Genomic DNA, 19980 nt, shown 5'->3' on the forward strand with positions numbered 1-19980 from the left:
ACCTGCCAACAGACGCGGCTGCGTCGAAGTCTGTGGCCAGAGTCAGTAGCGCGAACTTTGTAGTTCGCGCCCCGCGCAAGTAGCGTCGTGCTGGCACGCGAACTACAAAGTTCGCGCTACTACCAGCCTACCGCAGAATCTTCAGGCTGTCGAGCGTGTGCTGGTATTTGCGGGCGTACTGCTTGTGTTGGGCGTAGGTTTCGGCGAAGTCGGAGAAGCCGCTGTGGTCGGGGCGGGCACAGAAGAAGTAGAACTTGTGGGCTGCGGGCTTGAGCACGGCGTTCAGGCTGCTGCGGTTGGCCGAGGTAATGGGACCGGGCGGCAGGCCTTTGTGCTTGTAGGTGTTGTAGGGCGAATCCACGAGCTTATCCTTATTGAGCACACGCTTCACCCCAAAGTTGCCAATTGCCCAGAGCAGGGTTGGGTCGGCCTGCAGGCGCATGCCGGTGCGCAGTCGGTTCAGGTACACTCCCGCAATGATGGGCTTATCGGTGGGCTCAGAGGTTTCGCGCTGCACAATGCTGGCCAGCACGTGCACCTGCGTGGGCGACAACCCCAATGAGTCGGCCTGCTGCCGGCGCTGCACGGTCCAGAAGCGGTGGTGCATGGCGGCGGCCGAGTCCAGAAATTGCGCGGCCGAGGTGTTCCACTCCAGCCGGTAGGCGCCGGGCAGAAACATCGTCAGAATGGTGGTAGTATCGAGGTGGTAGCGACGCAGCAGCAGGCCGTTGTCGTTGAGGAGCCGGCGTAGCTGCCCCGAGTCGGCCTCCAGCTGCCGGGCCACCTGGCGCACGAGTTGGGGCTTATACTTAAAGGCATCGAGGGTAAAGGCCACCGTATCCTGGGGGCCGTGCAGCAGCTTCTCTACTAAGGCCGAGTTGCCCAGCTCCGGTGTGAGCAAATAGCGGCCCGGCCGCACCTGGGAAGGGTAGTTGCGCCAGCGGGCCACCCGCTCAAACGTTGCCGGGTCGCGCAGCAGTTCGTGCTTCCGCAGCGAGTCGAGCACAGCCTGATACGACGAGCCGGTTCGGATGTAGAGGTAGGCTGGTCCGAAGGCTGAGGCCGTCACGTTGGGCTTCCACAGCAGCAGCCAGCCCTGGTAAAGTACCGCACCGCCAGCCAGCAGCAGCACTACTAGTAAAACCCGCGCTACCCGCCACCAGAGCGGCGCAGACTTGGGAGAAATAGGTTGAGTCAAAATAGAAAGCAGCGGCTTTTTTAGGGTTTAATGGCTTTTGCCACCACCCGCTGCCAGACAAAGGTAAAGTCTCCGTCGGCAACCTCGTGAATCTGAAACTGGTGCTGTGCTTCGGCCGAAGCCGTTCGGAACTCGTGGCGCACGGCTTCGGCAGCAGTACCCGTACAGCCGGCTTTTTCCAGCCAGCCATTGAGTGGCATGGTGCCATCGGGAGCGGCCGGCTCCACTTGCTCCACTTGCAGGCCGGCTTCTTCCAATGCGGTTCGCCATTCCTGCGGGGCCAGGTTACGGGCGTGCGAAGGGTCGCGCAGCTTTTCTAGGCGGTTTTGCCACCGGCTTAGTTCCGGCTCGTTGTCGGGTACCGTTGTATCGGCCAGCAAAAACCGACCTCCAGGCTGTAGTACGCGTTTCACCTCGGCCAGGAACTGTGGCACCGAATCAAAATGGTGCGGGGCCACGCGGCAGGTAACGATGCTGAACGACGCGTCGGCAAACGGCAGGGCTTCCGCGGCGCCTTCCTGCCACGTCACGTTGTGCAGCCCCAGCTGCTGCTGCTGCTGCCGGGCTGCCTCGGCCAGCATCCCCGTCGATACATCCAGCCCCACTACCGACTGCACCAGCGGTGCAAAGGCCAGGGCTGTGAAGCCCGTGCCGGTGGCCACGTCGAGTACCGTATCGGTGGGCTGGGCATCGGCATGCTCCAGCAGCCACCGCAGCAGCGCTTCACTCCAGCTGTTCCACTGGGTGTTGTAGTGCGTAGCCTGGCGGTCAAACTGTTCTTTGGCGGTAGACATGGGGTTTGGGTGTTAATTGTTGATAGTTGGTTATTTCTAAGAACGTCATTCCGGGCAAAGTCGTGGAATGACGTTCTTAGAAACAACCAACTACCCGCCATTTACCAGCGTGGCAATGGCTGCTTCCAGCTCCTTGGTACGCTGCTTTCGCTCGATTTCCACCGGCGCTGCGGCCCGCACTTCGCAGTCGGGAATGGGGCACCGCTCACAGGTTTCGTTCACAATACGGATTGGAATGGCCGGGTCGTCCAGGAAACGAACTTTCTGCTTCAGGTTGTCGTCGCAAAGCAGGCCCACTGTTACGCTCACGGCTGGCTCGCCCGGCCCGCCGGCCCGAGCCAGAGTCAGGCACAGGTACTCGTCGTCGGTGCCGAAATAGTGGGAGCGTTGGGCCGAAATAGCCGTGTAGGGCGTCGAAGACGGCGGCTGCTGGCGTAGCTCCGAAATCAGGCGTAGCGACACCCAGCGGCGGCAGTAGTGCTCGTGCAGCTCGTTGCCGTGGGGGTTGTGCAGGCGGGAGAGGTGTAGCTCCTTGGTCAGCAGAAAGCCCGCGTCGGCATTGGCCTGGTCGAAGCGCAGGAAAAACAGGCTTTGCAGCCCGAAGTGGCGCGGTAGCAGGTTGGTGATGCGCTGCATGAACATCTCCGGCGACACGTCATACTTGGTCAGCAGGTCCAGAAATGCCGTCGGGTCCCACTTTTTACTGGCAAATAGCTTCTGGAAGTCCCGCGTCAGGCTGTCTTCCTCCATCAGCAGCGCCCCGGCAAAATACGAGGCCTTGAAGTTGTTGAGCACCTCATCGAAGCTGCGCACCGGGAAGCTGGCATTCACGTAGGGCCGCTCCCGCAGGTTAAGGTAATTGAAGGCAATTTCGCGGCCCAGCACGAAGGCCTCTTGGGCCCCAGTCAGGCCCGGGCGCATGAGGAGACGTTTGGTTTTGGGCTGAAATACGGAGCGCAGCCGGCCCAGACTGGCGTACTCGCCCAACTTGATGCGGTCCACGCTGTAGCCGTACTTGTTGGTCAGCACCCGCTCCAGCTGCTGAGTGGCGAAAGGAGCGGCTACCATCAGCTTCTCTTGTCCCACGAAGGTGCGCACGTCCTGCTCCAACTCCTCAAAGTAGTTGTCGTGCATCTCCTGGTAGGAGCGCAACGAGGCCAGAAAGAAGTGTTCCTGCCGCATTTCGTAGTTGCGCGCAATTTCGAACAGCGTCCCGATAAAGGCGTTCATCTTGGCCGGCGCGTCCGAAATCAGCTCCACGATGCGCACTGGGTCCAGCCCGAACATTTCCAGCGGAAACTCCTTGAGCAGGTCCGATTGTAGCAGCTCGGAAATGGGTTCCAGCTTGCGGCTGAGCGTGAGCGAGGTAAGCTGGTCGTAGCTGACTTCCAGTACCTTGCTTAAACTCAGTATTTTATCGGCTTTGGGGTATTTCTTGCCCTTTTCAATCTCATTCAGGTACGACACCGATACGTCGCAGGCCCGCGCCAGCTCGGCGGGAGTAAAGCCGCGCTCTTGCCGCAACTCGCGCAGTTTCAAACCAAAAATTAACCGGACAACCTGACCGTGACTGAGCATAGGTGGATAGAAAAGAAGGATCGGCTAGACGAAAAACGACCCTAAGAGCAGCAACAAGAAAAAAGATAACGGCTTAAAAGCCTTGCAAAAATAGGGAAAACCCAGCTTTTGTAAATTTTAGCGAATATTCGCTTGATTAATAAAATTCGCTAACGTATGTTTGGTTATATTCTTTCCAGCTTCTCTCCAAAACAACTTAGCTTATGTCACCTTTCGCAGAACCCCAAACGCTAGTTTCGCCGCCCGCCTACCTCACGCCGGAGCGGGTGAAAGTAATCGGAGCCTACTCGCCCGAGTTTGCCGAAATCCTGACGCCCTCGGCCCTGGCCTTCGTAGCCGAGCTGCACCGCCGCTTCGACCGTACCCGGCGCGAGCTGCTACTACGCCGCGAGGCCCGGCAGCGCGAGTTTGAAGCCGGTATCCTGCCCGATTTTCTGCCCGAAACTCAGATGATTCGGGACAAGCCCTGGACGGTAGCGCCAGTGCCCGCCGATTTACAGGACCGCCGGGTGGAAATCACTGGCCCGGTGGAGCGCAAGATGATTATCAACGCCCTGAACTCGGGCGCCAAAGTGTTTATGGCCGACCTGGAAGATTCCAACTCCCCAACCTGGGCCAACGTTATTGAGGGGCAGCGCAACCTGCGCGACGCCGTGCGCCGCACCATTTCGCTGAGCACGCCCACCAAGGAGTATAAGCTGAACGACGTTACGGCCACGTTGGTAGTGCGGCCCCGCGGCTGGCACTTGGTAGAAAAGCATGTGCTGGTCGATGGGGAACCAATCAGCGCTTCCATGTTCGACTTCGGACTGTACTTTTTCCACAACGCCCACGAGCTGTGCAGCCGGGGCAGCGCGCCGTACTACTACTTGCCCAAAATTGAAAGCCACCTGGAAGCCCGGCTCTGGAACGACATTTTCGGCTTTGCCCAGTGGTCGTTGAAAATGCCCAAGTGCACCATTAAAGCCACGGTGCTGATTGAGACGCTGCCCGCCGCTTTCGAGCTGAACGAAATCCTGTATGAGCTGCGCGAGCATAGCGCCGGACTCAACTGCGGCCGTTGGGACTATATTTTCTCCTACATCAAGCGCCTAGGGCTCAAGCCCGAGTTCCGGCTGCCCGACCGCGCCCAGGTGACAATGACGGTGCCGTTTATGGCCGCCTACTCCCAGCTCGTCATCCAGACCTGCCACCGGCGTGGAGTGCACGCCATCGGGGGTATGGCTGCCCAGATTCCGATTAAAAACGACCCCGAAGCCAACGAGGCCGCGCTGGAGAAAGTGCGCCTCGACAAAGTGCGGGAGGCCAAAAACGGCCACGACGGTACTTGGGTAGCACACCCCGGATTGGTGCCGGTAGCGTTGGCCGTGTTCAACGAGCTGATGCCGCAGCCCAACCAGATTGACAACAAGCGCGAAGACGTGAAGGTAACAGCCGCCGATTTGGTGAAAGCGCCCCAGGGCACCATTACCGAGGAAGGGCTGAAACTCAACATCGACGTGGCCATTCAGTACCTCGAAGCCTGGCTGGGCGGCAACGGCTGCGTGCCGATTTACAACCTGATGGAAGACGCGGCCACGGCCGAAATCAGTCGGGCCCAGGTGTGGCAGTGGCTGCACACGCCCGGCACTACGCTGGCCGATGGCCGCGAAATCACCGTGGAGCTGTACCGTTCCTACGTGCCGTTGCAGCTGGAGAAAATTCGGGCGCTGGTGGGCGAGGAGCGCTACACCAACGGCCAGTATCTGAAAGCCGCCCGCCTCTTCGACGGCCTAGTGACGAGCCAGAAATTCGTGGAATTCCTCACGGTGCCGGCCTACGAGCAGCTGGCGTAGCTAAACCCTGCTGATACGGGCCGGCTGCCTTCTAAGCAGTAGGTCGCCCCACTTGACTCGCACGACCAAAAACGTGCCCCACTTTCTTATTGCCTTTTCCGAAAAGCGGCTTTTCAGCCTGCCGGGCCGCGCATTGCCTTTTTCTAACTTCCTCAACCACTTCCTTTCAACCCGCAGGCCGTGCCTGCCCAACGTACTCTCCCATGAACAAGCAAGAACGTATTGCCAGCATCAACAAGGACTGGGCCACCAACCCGCGCTGGAAAGGCATCGAGCGGCCTTACTCGGCCGAGGACGTGGTGAAGCTCCAGAACTCCATCCGCATCGAGTACTCGTTGGCCCGGCAGGGCGCTGAGCGGCTCTGGAGCCAGCTGCACTCGGAGAAATACGTGGCTGGCCTGGGCGCCCTCACCGGCAACCAGGCTGTGCAGGAAGTACAGGCGGGCCTGAACGCCATTTACCTCAGCGGCTGGCAGGTGGCCGCCGATGCCAACGGGGCCGGCCAGATGTACCCCGACCAAAGCCTTTACCCAGTGGATAGTGTGCCCAACGTGGTGAAGCGCATCAACAACGCCCTGCTGCGCGCCGACCAGATTCAGAACCTGAGCGGGGAGGGCGACGTGCATTGGCTGGTGCCCATCGTGGCCGACGCCGAAGCTGGTTTTGGGGGCAACCTCAATGCGTTTGAGTTGATGAAGATGATGATTGAGGCCGGAGCCGCTGGGGTGCATTTCGAAGATCAGCTGTCCTCGGCCAAGAAGTGCGGCCATTTGGGCGGCAAGGTGCTGGTGCCCACCCAGGAGGCCATCAACAAGCTGGTAGCCGCCCGCTTAGCCGCCGATGTGCTGAGCGTGCCCACGCTGGTAGTAGCCCGCACCGATGCCGACGCCGCCGACCTGATTACCTCCGACGTGGACGAGCGGGACCTGCCCTTTGTGCTCACGGGTGAGGAGCGTACCAGTGAAGGCTTCTACCGGGTGCGGCCCGGCGTGGAGGCGTGCATTGCCCGGGGCCTGGCCTACGCACCCTATGCCGACCTGCTCTGGATGGAAACCTCTCACCCCGACCTGGAGCAGGCCCGCGCCTTTGCTGAGGGTATTCACGCCGAATTTCCCGGCAAGCTGCTGGCCTACAACTGCTCCCCGTCGTTCAATTGGGCGTCTAAGCTGAGCGTGGAGCAGATGGAAACCTTTCGGGAGGAACTGGCCGCGCTGGGCTTCAAATTTCAGTTTATCACCCTGGCCGGCTTCCACGCCCTCAATACCAGCATGTTTGAGCTGGCACAGGCCTATCGGGAGCGGGGCATGGCGGGCTACTCGGAGCTACAGGAGCGGGAGTTTGCCCTCCAGAAGCACGGTTTCAAAGCGGTGAAGCACCAGTCGTTCGTAGGCACCGGCTACTTTGATGCGGTGCAGAGCGTGGTGTCGGCTGGCAAAGCCAGTACCTCGGCCCTGGTGGGCTCCACGGAAGAAGCGCAGTTCAGTCATTAAGACGCGGATACTTCGCGTTTCGGAAGCAACGCAGGCCCGTTGTACGTACGTTCCACGGCCTCTACAGTACCAAAATGCCCGTGGGACGTACGTGCTACAGTCTTCCCGGTGCCAAAATGGGTATGGGACGTACGTCCCACGGGCTTCACAGCAACAAAATGGGCATGGGACGTACGTCTCACGGCCTACCCGGTGCCGAAATGGGCATGGGACGTACGTCCCACGGGCTTCCCGATAACAAAATGGCCGTGGTACGTTCGTACCACGGCCATTTTAATTCTACCGCTGGGGTGTCTTCAAGGCTCGGAGCCGCTTAAAATGGGGCGGCTATCTGCTCGTAGCTGAGGTCGTGGCGTTGGCAGGCATCCTGTAGAATGGTCTTCTGCCAGGGGCGCAATACCTGGTCGGCACCCAGCTCGATGATGTCGGCCACGAGGCGGTTGGAAAGTACCAGGTTGGCTACGTACACATTTACATCGGCCGTAATGTGGGCCTTGAGCTGAATCAGGAGCTGTTCGCGGGCATCGGCTTTGGCGGCTTTTTCACCGCTGAGGCGGCGACGGAACGGAAAACGGCGCTGCTCACCGGTAGCGGCCGGCTCGGGCACCGATACGAAGTTGTCGGGCGACAGGGCCGCCAGTTGCTCCAGATAGGGGTTGCGCTTCAGCTCAGGGTGCAGGCCGCGGGTGTTCTTCCAGTCGTTGGCATCCCGCGGGGTGTCGCGCACGAGCTCGGGCAACCGGTCATTGGCAAACACCATGTAGGGCGGCTTGTCGAGCTGGCGTGCTACCTGGTCGCGCAGCATGTACAGGTCGCGAAATAGGGGCATTTCGGCCGGCAGAATGCGGTATTTGCCAGCTACACGCAGGTAGGGCCGCTCGTCGCGGGTGTAGCGTACTTCTTCCAGGGCGGCGTTTTCCTGGTCGGCCCACTCGGTGCGGCCCAGTTCGGCCAGCTTGGCGCGCAGGCGGTCGGCCAGCTCAAAGAGGTAGAGCACATCGTTGGCGGCATACACTTTCTGGGCTTCGGTGAGGGGCCGCTTCAGCCAGTTCGACTTCTGCTCGCCCTTATCCACCTCCAGCCCCAGCTCGGCCTGAATCAGGCGGCCCAAGGAAATGTTGTTGTCCGATTCGCCCAGCAGCGTATACTGCACGCTGGTGTCGAGAATGTTGCGCACATGTACGCCATAGAGCTCGTCGAGCAGCAGGATATCGGACTTGCAGCTGTGGAACACCTTCTCGATGGCCGGGTCGCGCAGGAGCGCCCAGATGGGCTCCAGATCCTGGCCGGGGTTGGTCAGTGGAATCGGGTCGAGCAGATACACCTGCTGGCCGTCGAAGATCTGAATCAGCGCCAGGTTGCGGCCGTAGCGGTGCCGCATATCGTCGAATTCGAGGTCAACGCCCAGGCGCGTAGCGGGGCGCAGGGCCTCGGCGGCCTGCTGCATCTCAGCAGCGGTAGTCAGGTAGTGAATAGTAGGTGTAGACATTCAGGCAAGGTCAGAAAGAGGGCGGCGGGGCCGCGGAATGATGGCCGGAGCCATTTGGGTAAAGGTAGGCACGGCCACCGAGCAAAACCAACAGGCCCAGAACAGCCCGCTACTTTGCGGCTAAGCTGGCCACGGGCAAGCTCTACGACGGCCGACGCAGGGCGCAAGAAAGGCGAAAAAAGCCCACCCCGGTGTGTATCGGTATAAAAGCCAGTGGAGCCAGTATAGTAAACGATGAAAAGGTAAGGATTTGTGCCGCGTTCCGCGCTGTTTTTCCTCGGTTTAAGCCTCGTCTTCGTCGTCCTCGTCGTGTTGGCTGAAGTCCAGCTCCCGGGCCACTTCCAGCGCCTCCTGAATAACTTCTGCCATCAGCGGCTTGGTATCGGCGTCGAGGGTACGCTCGAAGAGGTTGAGCAGCAGCTCGCCGTCCTCGTTCACGTAGAGGTTGGTGTAGAGCTTCTCAAACAGCTTGGCGTCCTTGGTAATGGTAGCGTCGATTTCGCCCACCGATTTGGCCTTGAGGGCGCGGTGCATCACTTCCATCACCTTGCGGCTTTCCTCATGGTCGCCCAGGTCGGCCAGCAGCTTGAGAATGGCCATGGCCACGGCCAGGCGCACCCGCTCGAAGCGGAAGGCAATATCGGGCCTGGCGGCCTGCTCGAAGGAGCGGTAGGCCGAGACGTCGGCGGCGGACAGGAACTGGGCGGCTTCGGCTTCGGTACGGAAAGCTTCGTGCAACAGCTGCTCGTAGTGGGTGGCGCTCATGGAAGGAGGAACGGGCTGGAAAAGCGGCCGGTACCCAAAGTAGGGCGGGCCGCTAATGAAAACGGTGTATTTCGGGTGCTGACTGTAACCCAAGCGCCCAAAGGTACGATTGGAGAAGACGCAACCGGCTGCCGAAGTTGTTTCAAGGCTGATGGCGGCCGCCCGCAGCCCGGTTTATTGTTCTACTTAACTGCTTTACAACGATGACGCACAAAAAGAAATGGTTGGTTTTTGCCCCCTCCGGACTGATGGTAATCGGCTTTGGCAGCTGCTTGGTGCAGTGGGCCAGCCAAATGAAGCAAAGCGGCGCGCCTACCTCGCAGTGGGTGGCGGCCGGCACGGTAGCGCTGGGCGTGTTCAATGCCGGCGTTTGCCTCTTTGGCCGGGGCGTAGCCGAAAGTGTACTCTACCAGATTCGGGAAAAGGAAACCGCGCCGGCGGAAAGTAATTGAGTAGAACCTGGTTCTGAGTAGCACATCATGTCGAACGCAGGGAGACATCTCGCGTGGCGTCGTTGGATTAGTAATCATACCGCCAGCACGCGAGATGTCTCCCTGCGTTCGACATAACGTTCTTTCTTAATCTGTCTGCACAAGGCTCTAGCGGCCGGCCAGGCGCTGCTCCTCGCTTTCCTCCAGGTCGTTGAGCTCAATCTTGAGGGCTACCACCGAAATCTGGATTTCCCAGAGCGACAGGGCCAGCGAAGCCAGTAAAGCCAGCAGGCTGCCGCCAAACACCAGCGCCCCGGCCGAATTGAAGCCCGCGTAAATCAGGAACATGGCCAGCACGCAGCCCAGCATGGAGCCCACACCCACAGCCTGCATGCTGCGCACCATCTCCACCCGCCGCCGCAGGTTGTGAATCTGCTGGATCAGGTGGGGGCTATGGGTGGTCTTGTACTGGGTTTTGAGCGTGCGCACGATGTTGACCAGGGCCAGGAAGCGGTTGGTATAGGCCAGCAGCAGCAACGACAGCGCCGGAAACAGCAGGGCGGGAGTGGTAAGGGTGATTTCCATAGGCTGAACAGAGGATAAATGGGCAGGAAAACAGTGGTTCGGCTGGTGTGCTGTTGGGGAAAGATGTTCAAAGTAGCCGCATAATCAATAGGTTTAGCTTTGCTTTTCCATATTCCTCCTCGCCGCTATGCCCTGCCGTTTCCCGCTGACCCACACTTGCCAGGCGTTCTACCGCCACATCCGCGTCGTGGCCCTGACGTTGCTGCTGCTCGGGTGGAACGGGGCATGGGCGGTGGCGCAGTCGGCTGCCCAGCCCACCATTACCGGCTTGCTCACGCCGGCCCAATACCTGGGCTATCCGCTGGGCAGCCGCTTCACGCCCCATGCCCGGGTGCTCGACTACGTGCAGCACGTAACCCAGAATGCTGGCGGCCGGATGCGCCTGCAGCCCTATGGAAGCACCTACGAAGGTCGGCCGCTGGAAGTGGTGCAGGTGGGCACGCCCGAAAACCTGGCCCGGCTGGAAGACATCCGGCTGAATAACCTGCGCCAGGCTGGCTTAGAAACCGGGGCTGTGGAGCAGCAGCAGCCGGCCATTGTGTGGCTCAGCTACAACATTCACGGCAACGAGGCGGTGTCGTCGGAGGCAGTGCTGGAAGTGCTGTATGACCTGGCCAACCCCGGAAACGAGCAGGCTCGGCAGTGGCTGCAAAACGTGGTGGTGCTGCTCGACCCCTGCGTGAACCCCGACGGGCGCGAGCGGTATGTGCAGTGGTACAACCGCGTGCGAAGCCAGCAGCCCAATGCCTCACTCTACGCCTGGGAGCACCACGAGCCCTGGCCTGGGGGCCGCTACAACCACTATTTCTTCGACCTGAACCGCGACTGGGCTTGGCAAACCCAGCAGGAAAGCCAGCAGCGCGTGGCCCTCTACAACCAGTGGCTGCCCCAGGTACACGCCGACTTCCACGAAATGAGCCTGGACGACCCCTACTACTTTTCGCCCGCTGCTAAGCCATTTCACGAAGACATTACCCCCTGGCAGCGCAACTTCCAGAACATCATCGGCGACTACAACCGCAAGGTGTTCGACCAGCACAACTGGCTTTACTTCACCCGCGAAACCTACGACCTGTTTTACCCCAGCTACGGCGACACCTACCCCAGCTTCAACGGCGCCATCGGCATGACCTACGAGCAGGGTGGCTCGGGCCGGGCCGGCATTCGGGTGGCCAAAGCCGACGGCGACACGCTCACCCTGCGCCAGCGCATCGACCACCACCACGCCGCCAGTCTGGCCACCATTCAGGCCACCGCCGACCGGTACACCGAGCTGGTGCAGGAGTTTCAGAAATACTATACTAATGCCCGCACCAAGCCCAAAGGCGAATACAAAACCTTCGTGCTCAGCAGCAGTGGTGACCCGGGCCAGCTGCGGGCCTTTACCGCCTACCTCGACCGGCAGCAGATCAGCTACGGCTACGCGGGCCGGCAGCTGCGCACCCGGGCCTTCAGCTACGCCACCGGCAAAACCGAAAACGTGCAGCTACAGCCCCAGGACGTGGTAGTGAGCATGTATCAGCCCAAATCGACGCTGGTGAAGGTGCTGTTTGAGCCCCGGCCCGCGCTGGAAGATTCCCTCACCTACGACATTACTTCCTGGGCTTTGCCCTATGCCTACGGCGTGAACAGCTACGCGCTTTGGTCGCGCCTTGACCCGCAGCCGCTGAAAGACGTGCCCAGTAAAAACGTGCAGCAAGCCGGTGTAGTGGGCAGTACTACCACCGCACCCTACGCCTACGTGTCGCGGTGGAGCAACGTGCAGGACCTGCGCTTTCTGAGCCGTTTGCTGCAGCAACGCATTAAGGTGCGGGTGGCGCAGCGGGCTTTCGAGGCTGAGGGGCAGAAATACCAGCCCGGTACGCTCATCATCACCCGCACCGGCAACGAAAACCTGGGGGCGCGCTTCGACCAGCTGGTGCGGGCTCAGGCCGATTCGGCGGGCGTGCGGGTGCAGGCCGTGCAGTCGGGCTTTTCTACCAGCGGCGCCGACCTGGGCTCGGGCTACGTGCGCTACGTTAGCCGGCCCAACGTGGCTGTAGTGGCCGGCGACGGAGTGTCGCCCACGGCGTTTGGGGAGGTATGGCACTTCTTCGAGCAGCAGTTGGGCTACCCCGTTACGGTGCTGGGGGCCGACTACCTGCGCACGGTGCCGCTGCAGAAGTTCGACGTGCTGATCTTGCCCGACGGTGACTACTCGGATATCTACTCCGAGAAGGGCCTCGAAAACCTGAAAACTTGGGTACGAGGGGGCGGTAAGCTCATTGCGCTGGAAGGTGGGGCAGCATTTCTGGCCAACAAAAAGGATTTCCTACTCAAAACCAAAGCGCCCGATACTACTGCCCGCAACGGCAACTCCTACCAGCTGCTGCGCCGCTACGCCGACGCCGAGCGGCAGCAGATCGGGGAGCGGGTGCAGGGCAGCGTCTACCGCGTGCAGCTCGACAACACCCACCCGCTGGGCTTCGGCTACGGGGCTACCTACTTCGCCCTGGTGCGCGACACGCTCAATTATCGTTTTCTGGGTCCGGGCGGCTGGAACGTGGGCGTGCTCAAGCGCGACAATTACACGGCCGGCTTCACTGGGCGCGGGGCCCGCCGCAAGCTCACCGATACGTTTGTGCTGGGTACCCAGGAAATGGGCCGCGGCCAGATTGTGTACCTAGCCGACAACCCGCTGTTTCGGGGCTTCTGGCAGGGCGGCAAGCTGCTCTTCGGCAACGCACTGTTTTTCGTGGGCCAGTAGAGTTGTTGGTTACTAGCCATAAAAAAAGCCCTGTCAGCTAGCTGACAGGGCTTTTTTGCGGAATTCGTAGCAGACTAATCTACTACGTCCTCAGCTTTGTTTTTCACGGCTTTAGCGCCCTTTTTCACGGCGCTACCGGTTTTCTGGGCACCTTTCTTTACTACGTGGCCGGTCTTCTTGCCAGCGTACTTAGCATCCTCTTTGGTGTTGTAGGCAGCTTGGCCGGCCTTGGTGCGGCCCGAGCGGCTTTCTACTTTCACCGTCCCGTTGTCCCGTACCTCAGCGGTGGTTTTGGCACCAGTGGCGTCGTCACGAACGGTGGTTTTGGTATCCTGCGCGTGTGCAGCAACGGAAAAGGCTACCATTGTCAGCAGCAGTGCTATCTTTTTCATAGTATGGAAAGTCAAGGAGGAAATGGAAATTATAGGTCCTTATACGGCCCCGATAAAATAGGTTGTACACGCACTGAGCGCAGCACAACAGACAGCTAATAATCAGGTCAGAAACTACCGCAGAAAATCAGCGTGGCATAGGAAAACACCCTGTTAAGGCAGTAACAGGGAACTGTCGCCGTAGCTCAGGAAGCGGTAGTCGTGGGCCAAGGCGTGGTCGTACACGCGGCGCCAGTCGGAGCCGATGAGGGCCGCCACGAGCAGCAGGAGGGTGCTTTCGGGCTGGTGGAAATTGGTAACCAAGCCCCGTACCACCCGAAACGTATAGCCGGGCGCAATCAGCAGTTGGGTAGTAGCCTGAATCGTGTCGGAGCCGGTGCGCTCCAGGTAGTCCAATAGCGCCTGCAGGGCTTCGGCCAGCGGCACGTCGGGCTGGCCTTCGTAGGGCTGCCACTGCGTAACGTGCAGCGTTGGCTCGTCGGCGGGGGGTAACTGCCGGGCCAGCCGGGCCCCGAGCCAGTACAGGCTTTCGAGGCTGCGCAGGCTGGTGGTACCCACGGCAATGATGGGCCGGGGCGCGTGAGCCAGCAGCTGCCGAAGCACGGCCGCGTTGGCCGATATGGGCTCGGCGTGCATGGCGTGGCTGGCCATCTGGTCGGCTTTCACGGGCTGAAACGTGCCGGCCCCAACGTGCAGCGTCAGCTCGGCAGTGGCAATGTGGCGGGCTTTCAGGTCGGCAAATACCGCGTCGGAAAAGTGCAGGCCGGCCGTGGGAGCCGCTACCGCGCCCTCGTGGGCGGCATACACTGTCTGGTAGCGTACGGCGTCCACGTCGGTGTCTTCGCGGTTCAGGTAGGGTGGCAGGGGTAAATGGCCAGCGGCCCGCAGAACCTCGGCAAATGGCACGGCAGCCGGCTCCCAGCTAAACTGAATCAGGGAGTAGCCGTCGGCGGCTTCGAGCCGCTCGGCCGTCAGCGTGGCGGGCTCATTATTCAGAGTAAAAGCCACCTGCACGGGGCCGGATTTCCAGCGCTTGCCATTACCCACCAGACATTTCCAGGCGCAGCTGCCGGTTTGCTGCATGGCTAGCTCCACGGCGCGGTGGGGCGCTACCGGCTCCAGACAAAACAGCTCGACGATGCCGCCGGTGGGTTTCTGGCAAAAAAGCCGCGCCCGCACCACTTTGGTGTTGTTGAAGACCAGCAGCGCATCGGCGGGCAACTCAGCCGGCAGGTCCGTGAAGCGCTGGTCCTGGATGGTACCGGCGCGGTACACCAGCAGCTGCGACTGGTCCCGGTTGGGCAATGGCTCCGGCGCGATGCGCGCGGCCGGCAGCTGGTAGGTGAAATCGTGGATGGACAGCAGGCGTGGATCGGGGAAGGCAGACATAGACTGCAAAGGTACACGCCCGGCGCGGGTTAGCCGGTAGCCGACCTTACCGAGTTACGCTACTTGGGTCGCCGGAAAAACATCAGGTGCTGCTGAGGCAGGGTTTCCACACTTTCAATAAACTCCAGACCCACCGCCTTCATTTCCTTACGGGCCTGCTCCACGCTCATCTTATGAATGCGCTTGATGGGCACTTTGGCATCCTCGGCCCGGTATTCGGCCAGGGCTACCCGGCCGTTGGGCTTCAGCGCGGTTTTGATGGCGCGCATCATTTCTCGGGGGTGGTCAAATTCGTGGTAGGCGTCTACAATCAGGGCCAGGTCGACGCTATTGGGAGGCAGGTTAGGGTTTTGTACCGTACCCAGCACTGGCTCCACGTTGGGGGCGTTGTTGCGCTCCTTGTTGTCCTGCAGGTAGGTTATCATCTCGGGCTGAATATCGACGGCCAGCACCTTGCCCTGCGGCACCAAGGCACTCATCCGAAACGAGAAATAGCCCGTACCGGCCCCAATATCGGCTACCACGTCGGTGGGCTTAAGGCGCAGGGCTTTCAGGAGCACGTCGGTACCTTCCTCCGCCTGCCGGCCCGAGCGCTCCAGCCAGTCGGCGCCTTCGTGGCCCATTACGTGGGCAATCTGCCGGCCCAGGTAATAGCGGTTGATGCCGTTGGGGTCGGCTGGTGCACGCACCTCGTAGCCGGTCGTGTCGGGCACCGGGGCCTGCCGGCGCTGGTCGGCTACGGCTGCCACGGTACTTTCCGTGAGGGGTTGGGTACAGCCCTGGCTAAGGAAGACAGTCAGAGCCCACGAGCCCAGCACAAATGGAGAAGGAATGGTCATACGCACAAGTGCAAATAAACTGCGTTCAGACAAACATCCATAAGTAGGGAAGGGTTCGATTCGATTTTGCTGGCTACTAACGAGGAGAATTCAAAATATTTTATATTCTCTAAAGCGTGTCGCTCTTAGTGAGTTGAGGTGAAAAAAATGGATATAAAACAGTTGGTAAATAACAAAGTTGAGCCACTCTTTATATTTTGGCCCGTAGAAAGCCTGTTTTTGCATCCTTCACCCTCCTTTTCAAACCACATGAAACACGTATCCGGACTTTTACAGAAGCTAACGGCCTTTGCCGCCGTAGTAGTGGCTCTGAGCAGCTGCAACCGTGCTGAGTACGCCATGCTGCCCAAAACCTCGTCTTATCACGGTGCCGAGCATCGGTCGGTAAGTGTGAAGCCAGCTTCCGTAGCCACGCCGACTCCTGAGGCCGTAGCGGCCCCCGAAGCGGTAGCAGTAGCTCCCAAAGCCGAAGCCGCCCCCGCAGCAGTAGCCGCTCCTAAAGCAGTAGCTGCTGCTCCCGCTGCCTCGAAGGCAACGGTAGCCGCCGCCCCAGCCCAGGCTGAGGCCGCCCAGGGCCCGGTTGCACCGGCCAAAGCCAAGCGTAAGCTGAACGTGCTGGAGCGGGCAATGGTAGCTAAGGTGGTAAAGAAAGCCGACAAGCTGAGCAACAAGATGCAGCTCAACAAGCACAGCGAGGCTGCCAGCGCCAACAAGCTGCAAGGCAAGCTGCGTCAGGGTATCATCCTGGTTTTGATTGGTATCCTGGTCGAAATTCTGGGCGCGGCCCTGTCGAGCGGTATCATCTACCTGCTGGGTGCGCTGCTGATTCTGGTTGGTCTGGTACTCATCGTACTCTACCTGCTCGACGAAATCTAGCAGCTGCCGGTTCGTAATTAGAAAGCCCCGCTGGTGTATCCGGCGGGGCTTTTTTCGTGTCATGCGGATACGGTAGGTGACTCTCGTTTCAGGCTTTTCAGACAGCTGACAGAAGCCATTCGGTGCTTAGTCAGGCCTGAAGTGCTCCTTGGCATTTGGCAGCAGCCGGAAATTCGCGTGCTTACGGATGGAAGTATAGTAATCCGCTATTGAACGTTGCCATTATTCGTGCCCTATGAAGCTCTTCTGCTTCTGGCTCTTGCTCGGCAGCCTGCTTGCTGTTAGCTGCCAGAGTACCCGGCTGGCCGCCACGCTGCCCGCATTACGAGAATATGGCGCAGCAGCGCCCCATTCGGTACCAACGGCTGCCGATTACGCCGACCAGGCCGCCTTATTGCCCGCATTTACGGCCAGTGCTGCCCCGAATACGCTGCCAGCGCCGGAGCTAGGGCCACCAAGTAAAATTCTGGGGCCCCGCCAAATACCGTTACCAGCTCGGGCCCCGGCTAGCCACCCGCTGGCCCCCGATACCACTATGCGTCGCCCATCAGCTTCCGGCCCCGACCCAGCTACTACCCGCACGAATATCGTTGGAACTGTAATAGGAGCCGCCGGGATTGGCTTGCTGCTGACGGCTGATATCAAGATCTATGAGGTGACAACCACTAAAGATCGGGGCAGTTTTTTGAAAGTGCTGGGCGGACTTTTTCTGACCATGCTGGGAGTAGCTTTGGCTTTTAACCAGGGTAAAAACGGGCGCCGGCGGCTGCAGCGGGAAACCCGTCGGGCAGAACGTCTGGCCAAACTCAAACCCGAAGTCATCAGTGAAGCGGAAGCGGAAAGACGCCGCAAAAGAGCCTCGCGCCGCTCCGGACTATTCGTCATGCTGGGCGGTGCGCTACTGGTTGGGGTAGCGTTTCTGCTAAATCCGCTGGCTACTATAGTCTTTTGTCTGCTCGGGGCAGCTGTGCTAATAGCCGGATTCCTGTTGGTAATCGGCTTTGTTTAACCGCCGCCTCGTTTCCGGCTACATTGGGTCCACGTCGGCTACCAAGCGGGCCTGCTTGAACTCTTTCTGATCTTTCACCACGTTGATGGCCTCCGAAATCTGGCCTTTGGCATGCTTGAGCACCGTGTGTTCCCGGTCGAGCTTGATGGTAATTTCCTGCAGGTAGAAGTTCCGGATGCGGAAGATATAAGGAGCCTCCGGACCCAGCACGGCCTCCCGGCCCAGCCGGTACACCAGCTCCTGGGTGAGCAGAATAGCGGCCTGCTCAGCCACCAGTTGGTCGACGTGCTTTACCGTGAGCCGGATAACGCGCATGAAGGGCGGAAAGCCGTACTCGCGCCGCTGGGTAATTTCGTACTCGTAGAATTCGAGGTAGTCGTTGCGGATTACCTTGTCGAAAATCACCTGGGCCGGGTCGGCCGTCTGGATGATGACTTTGCCCTTCTTGCCCTTGCGCCCGGCCCGTCCGCTCACCTGCACAAACATCTGGAACGCCCGCTCGTGGGCCCGGAAATCCGGATAATGAATGATGCTGTCGGCGTTGATGATACCCACCAGACTCACGTTGGCAAAGTCCAGACCCTTGGTCACCATCTGAGTGCCTACCAGCACGTTGGTCGTCTGCTGCTCGAAGTCCGAAATAATCTGCTGGTAGGAGTTCTTGGCCCGGGTCGTGTCGAGGTCCATGCGCTGCACGTTGGCCTGGGGCAGCATGATCTTGAGGTCGTCCTCGATTTTCTCGGTGCCGAAGCCCACGGTTTTCAGGTTGCGGGAGCCGCAGGCGGGGCACTCCACCGGCATCCGGTCGTGGAAGCCGCAGTAGTGGCAGCGCAGCTCGTGGGCGTGCTTGTGGTAGGAGAGGCTCACGGCGCAGTTCTTACACTTCGGAATCCAGCCGCAGTCGAGGCAGGAAATGAAGGGCGAGTAGCCGCGGCGGTTCTGAAACAGGATAACCTGCTCCTTCAAGCCCAGCTTCCGCTCAATCTCGCTCAGCAACTCGGGCGTGAAGTGGTTGAGCATCTTTTTGGCGTCGCGCTGCTTGCGCGTATCCACCAGCTCAATTTCGGGCAGGCCGGCCTCGCCAAACCGCTTGCTGAGCGTAACTAGGCCCCAGCGCCCGGCCCGGGTCTGGTAATAGGTTTCTACGGCTGGCGTGGCCGAGCCCAGCAGGGTTTTGGCACCCTGGAAGTTGGCCATCATCAGGGCCACTTCCCGGGCGTTGTAGCGCGGGGCCGGGTCGTACTGCTTGTAGCTGCTCTCGTGCTCCTCGTCCACGATGATGAGCGAGACGTTATCAAACGGAAGAAATACCGCCGACCGCACGCCCACTACCACCTGAAAGCGGCCCGACAGCACGCCGTTCCACACTTCCACCCGCTCGTTGTCGGAGAATTTGGAATGGTACACGCCCAGGCGCGTACCGAACACGCGCATCAGCCGGGTGACAATCTGGGCTGTGAGGGCAATTTCGGGCAGTAGGTAGAGCACCTGTCCGCCGCCGTCGAGGGCCTTGCGGATCAACTCGATGTAGATTTCGGTTTTGCCCGCGCCCGTTACGCCGTGCAGCAGTACAATATCCTTTTCGCCAAACTGCTTGAGCACCTCATCGTGGGCCGACTGCTGGGCTTCGCTGAGCGTGAAGGGCATCTTGGCTTCCGGCGAATCATCCATCGGGAAGCGCGACACAATGACGTCGAACTGCTCCAGCACGCCGTTTTTGATGAGCGTATTCACTGCCGAAGGGGAGAGGTGCGGGGCGCTGGTGAGGTAGGCCTTTTCGATGCCTTGGTGGTTGGCGTGCACATTCTGGTACACCGGCACGCGCTGCAAATAGCGCATTAGCACGTCGAGCTGCTTGGGCTTGCTCGCCAGGCGGGTAAACAGCTCTTCAATGGCTGCTTCCTCCACGAAGTGGTGGGCCAGCCGCACTTTCTTCACCACTTTGGGCGAATATTTATCAGCCAGGTGCTCAAACAGGAAGATGACGTCCTTCTGAATCAGGGACTTGATGACCTTGTGAAAGTTGGTGTTGCCCAGCAAATCCCCGACTTCGGTAAAAGTCAGCGCCTTGCCATCCTCGGAGCTGAGTACATCCACGATTCGCTCTTCTTGCTCGCTCAGCGGGTAGGGGTTGGCCTCGGGCACGTAGGCTGGGTGCAGCTGAATGCGCGACTCCGAGCTGAGCTTCAGCGCCGAGGGCAACGCCGCGTTGATAACCTCGCCTAGGGTGCACATATAGTAGTCAGCCATCCAGCGGAAGAGCTTCAGCTGGGCCTGCGTCACCACTGGCGCATCGTCGATAAACTCCAGGATGTACTTGGCCTGGTACTGCGCCGGCGGGGTTTCGTGCACGGCAGCCACGATGCAGCTGAGCGTCTTTTTGGCCCCGAACTGCACAATCACGCGGCCCCCGATAACGACGTCGTCGTTCATCTCGTAGGGCACGCGGTAAGTATACAGCTTGGGCAGCGGCAGGGGCAGAATTACGTCGACAAACAGCGTGACGCGGTCGGCTCCGGCGGCTTCCGGCTGGGCAAAGTCAAAGGAAAGGCTCAACGGACAGA

Annotated in this window: 16 protein-coding genes; 6 read left to right on the plus strand and 10 right to left on the minus strand. The window is 60.1% G+C overall.

The annotated features are described in order from the left end of the window. Positions 1 to 127 precede the first annotated feature (127 nt). The 3 genes from mltG to LGH74_RS05995 all read right to left on the minus strand — a co-directional run bounded on the left by mltG (position 128) and on the right by LGH74_RS05995 (position 3531). A complete protein-coding gene (mltG, locus tag LGH74_RS05985) occupies positions 128 to 1198 on the minus strand; it encodes an endolytic transglycosylase MltG (protein ID WP_226173338.1) in 1071 nt (356 codons plus the stop codon). 20 nt (positions 1199 to 1218) lie between these two features. Further along, complete coding sequence (locus tag LGH74_RS05990) at positions 1219 to 1992, minus strand: class I SAM-dependent methyltransferase (protein ID WP_226173340.1); 774 nt, start codon at positions 1990 to 1992, stop codon at positions 1219 to 1221. Positions 1993 to 2082: 90 nt separating this feature from the next. Next, positions 2083 to 3531 (minus strand): helix-turn-helix domain-containing protein, encoded by a 1449-nt coding sequence (locus LGH74_RS05995; RefSeq protein ID WP_262904530.1) that lies wholly within the window; start codon positions 3529 to 3531, stop codon positions 2083 to 2085. Between the two features lie 242 nt (positions 3532 to 3773). Here LGH74_RS05995 and aceB point away from each other — a divergent pair, with 242 nt between their 5' ends. Together aceB and aceA are read left to right on the plus strand one after the other, a co-directional pair. Then, a complete protein-coding gene (gene aceB, locus LGH74_RS06000) occupies positions 3774 to 5405 on the plus strand; it encodes a malate synthase A (RefSeq protein WP_226173344.1) in 1632 nt (543 codons plus the stop codon). 203 nt (positions 5406 to 5608) lie between these two features. Then, complete coding sequence (gene aceA, locus LGH74_RS06005) at positions 5609 to 6895, plus strand: isocitrate lyase (protein ID WP_226173346.1); 1287 nt, start codon at positions 5609 to 5611, stop codon at positions 6893 to 6895. A 313-nt stretch (positions 6896 to 7208) separates the two neighbouring features. Here aceA and LGH74_RS06010 read toward each other — a convergent pair whose 3' ends face one another. Together LGH74_RS06010 and LGH74_RS06015 are read right to left on the minus strand one after the other, a co-directional pair. Next, positions 7209 to 8384 carry a ribonuclease D gene (locus tag LGH74_RS06010; protein ID WP_226173348.1) on the minus strand — a complete coding sequence of 392 codons (1176 nt, stop codon included), beginning with the start codon at positions 8382 to 8384 and terminating at the stop codon, positions 7209 to 7211. A gap of 282 nt (positions 8385 to 8666) precedes the next feature. Further along, positions 8667 to 9149 (minus strand): hypothetical protein, encoded by a 483-nt coding sequence (locus LGH74_RS06015; RefSeq protein WP_226173350.1) that lies wholly within the window; start codon positions 9147 to 9149, stop codon positions 8667 to 8669. A 203-nt stretch (positions 9150 to 9352) separates the two neighbouring features. Here LGH74_RS06015 and LGH74_RS06020 point away from each other — a divergent pair, with 203 nt between their 5' ends. Beyond that, a complete protein-coding gene (locus LGH74_RS06020) occupies positions 9353 to 9601 on the plus strand; it encodes a hypothetical protein (protein WP_226173352.1) in 249 nt (82 codons plus the stop codon). Between the two features lie 147 nt (positions 9602 to 9748). Here LGH74_RS06020 and LGH74_RS06025 read toward each other — a convergent pair whose 3' ends face one another. Beyond that, a complete protein-coding gene (locus tag LGH74_RS06025) occupies positions 9749 to 10165 on the minus strand; it encodes a DUF2721 domain-containing protein (RefSeq protein ID WP_226173356.1) in 417 nt (138 codons plus the stop codon). A gap of 127 nt (positions 10166 to 10292) precedes the next feature. On the opposite strand from LGH74_RS06025, the gene LGH74_RS06030 reads away from it, so the two are divergent. Beyond that, on the plus strand, positions 10293 to 12911 hold the full coding sequence (locus LGH74_RS06030) for a M14 family metallopeptidase (protein ID WP_226173357.1): 2619 nt from the start codon (positions 10293 to 10295) through the stop codon (positions 12909 to 12911). 74 nt (positions 12912 to 12985) lie between these two features. On the opposite strand, the gene LGH74_RS06035 is transcribed toward LGH74_RS06030, so the two are convergent. The 3 genes from LGH74_RS06035 to LGH74_RS06045 form a co-directional block, all read right to left on the minus strand. Beyond that, positions 12986 to 13303 (minus strand): hypothetical protein, encoded by a 318-nt coding sequence (locus LGH74_RS06035; protein ID WP_226173358.1) that lies wholly within the window; start codon positions 13301 to 13303, stop codon positions 12986 to 12988. A 153-nt stretch (positions 13304 to 13456) separates the two neighbouring features. After that, the gene (locus LGH74_RS06040; RefSeq protein ID WP_226173366.1) at positions 13457 to 14692 is read right to left on the minus strand and encodes an S-adenosylmethionine:tRNA ribosyltransferase-isomerase; all 1236 of its coding nucleotides are present in this window, start codon (positions 14690 to 14692) and stop codon (positions 13457 to 13459) included. Positions 14693 to 14751: 59 nt separating this feature from the next. Continuing rightward, on the minus strand, positions 14752 to 15531 hold the full coding sequence (locus tag LGH74_RS06045) for a class I SAM-dependent methyltransferase (RefSeq protein ID WP_226173367.1): 780 nt from the start codon (positions 15529 to 15531) through the stop codon (positions 14752 to 14754). Positions 15532 to 15780: 249 nt separating this feature from the next. Here LGH74_RS06045 and LGH74_RS06050 point away from each other — a divergent pair, with 249 nt between their 5' ends. Both LGH74_RS06050 and LGH74_RS06055 read left to right on the plus strand, forming a co-directional pair. Next, positions 15781 to 16407 (plus strand): hypothetical protein, encoded by a 627-nt coding sequence (locus tag LGH74_RS06050; RefSeq protein WP_226173368.1) that lies wholly within the window; start codon positions 15781 to 15783, stop codon positions 16405 to 16407. Between the two features lie 622 nt (positions 16408 to 17029). Further along, positions 17030 to 17416, plus strand: a complete 387-nt coding sequence (locus LGH74_RS06055; RefSeq protein WP_226173369.1) for a hypothetical protein — start codon at positions 17030 to 17032, stop codon at positions 17414 to 17416. An 18-nt stretch (positions 17417 to 17434) separates the two neighbouring features. Here the strand turns inward: LGH74_RS06055 and priA are convergent, their stop codons facing one another. Beyond that, entirely contained in the window at positions 17435 to 19972 is a 2538-nt protein-coding gene (priA, locus tag LGH74_RS06060; protein WP_226173371.1) for a replication restart helicase PriA, read from the minus strand. Between the last annotated feature and the right edge of the window lie 8 nt (positions 19973 to 19980).

The sequence above is a fragment of the Hymenobacter lucidus genome, assembly GCF_020447265.1.
In the GTDB taxonomy this organism is placed as follows: Bacteria; Bacteroidota; Bacteroidia; order Cytophagales; family Hymenobacteraceae; genus Hymenobacter; species Hymenobacter lucidus.

Coding starts and splice junctions, on each gene's coding strand:
- LGH74_RS05990 (WP_226173340.1), bottom strand. CDS start 1,992: ATGTCTACCGCCAAAGAACAGTTTGACCGCCAGGCTACGCACTACAAC.
- aceB (WP_226173344.1), top strand. CDS start 3,774: ATGTCACCTTTCGCAGAACCCCAAACGCTAGTTTCGCCGCCCGCCTAC.
- aceA (WP_226173346.1), top strand. CDS start 5,609: ATGAACAAGCAAGAACGTATTGCCAGCATCAACAAGGACTGGGCCACC.
- LGH74_RS06010 (WP_226173348.1), bottom strand. CDS start 8,384: ATGTCTACACCTACTATTCACTACCTGACTACCGCTGCTGAGATGCAG.
- LGH74_RS06015 (WP_226173350.1), bottom strand. CDS start 9,149: ATGAGCGCCACCCACTACGAGCAGCTGTTGCACGAAGCTTTCCGTACC.
- LGH74_RS06020 (WP_226173352.1), top strand. CDS start 9,353: ATGACGCACAAAAAGAAATGGTTGGTTTTTGCCCCCTCCGGACTGATG.
- LGH74_RS06025 (WP_226173356.1), bottom strand. CDS start 10,165: ATGGAAATCACCCTTACCACTCCCGCCCTGCTGTTTCCGGCGCTGTCG.
- LGH74_RS06030 (WP_226173357.1), top strand. CDS start 10,293: ATGCCCTGCCGTTTCCCGCTGACCCACACTTGCCAGGCGTTCTACCGC.
- LGH74_RS06035 (WP_226173358.1), bottom strand. CDS start 13,303: ATGAAAAAGATAGCACTGCTGCTGACAATGGTAGCCTTTTCCGTTGCT.
- LGH74_RS06040 (WP_226173366.1), bottom strand. CDS start 14,692: ATGTCTGCCTTCCCCGATCCACGCCTGCTGTCCATCCACGATTTCACC.
- LGH74_RS06045 (WP_226173367.1), bottom strand. CDS start 15,531: ATGACCATTCCTTCTCCATTTGTGCTGGGCTCGTGGGCTCTGACTGTC.
- LGH74_RS06050 (WP_226173368.1), top strand. CDS start 15,781: ATGAAACACGTATCCGGACTTTTACAGAAGCTAACGGCCTTTGCCGCC.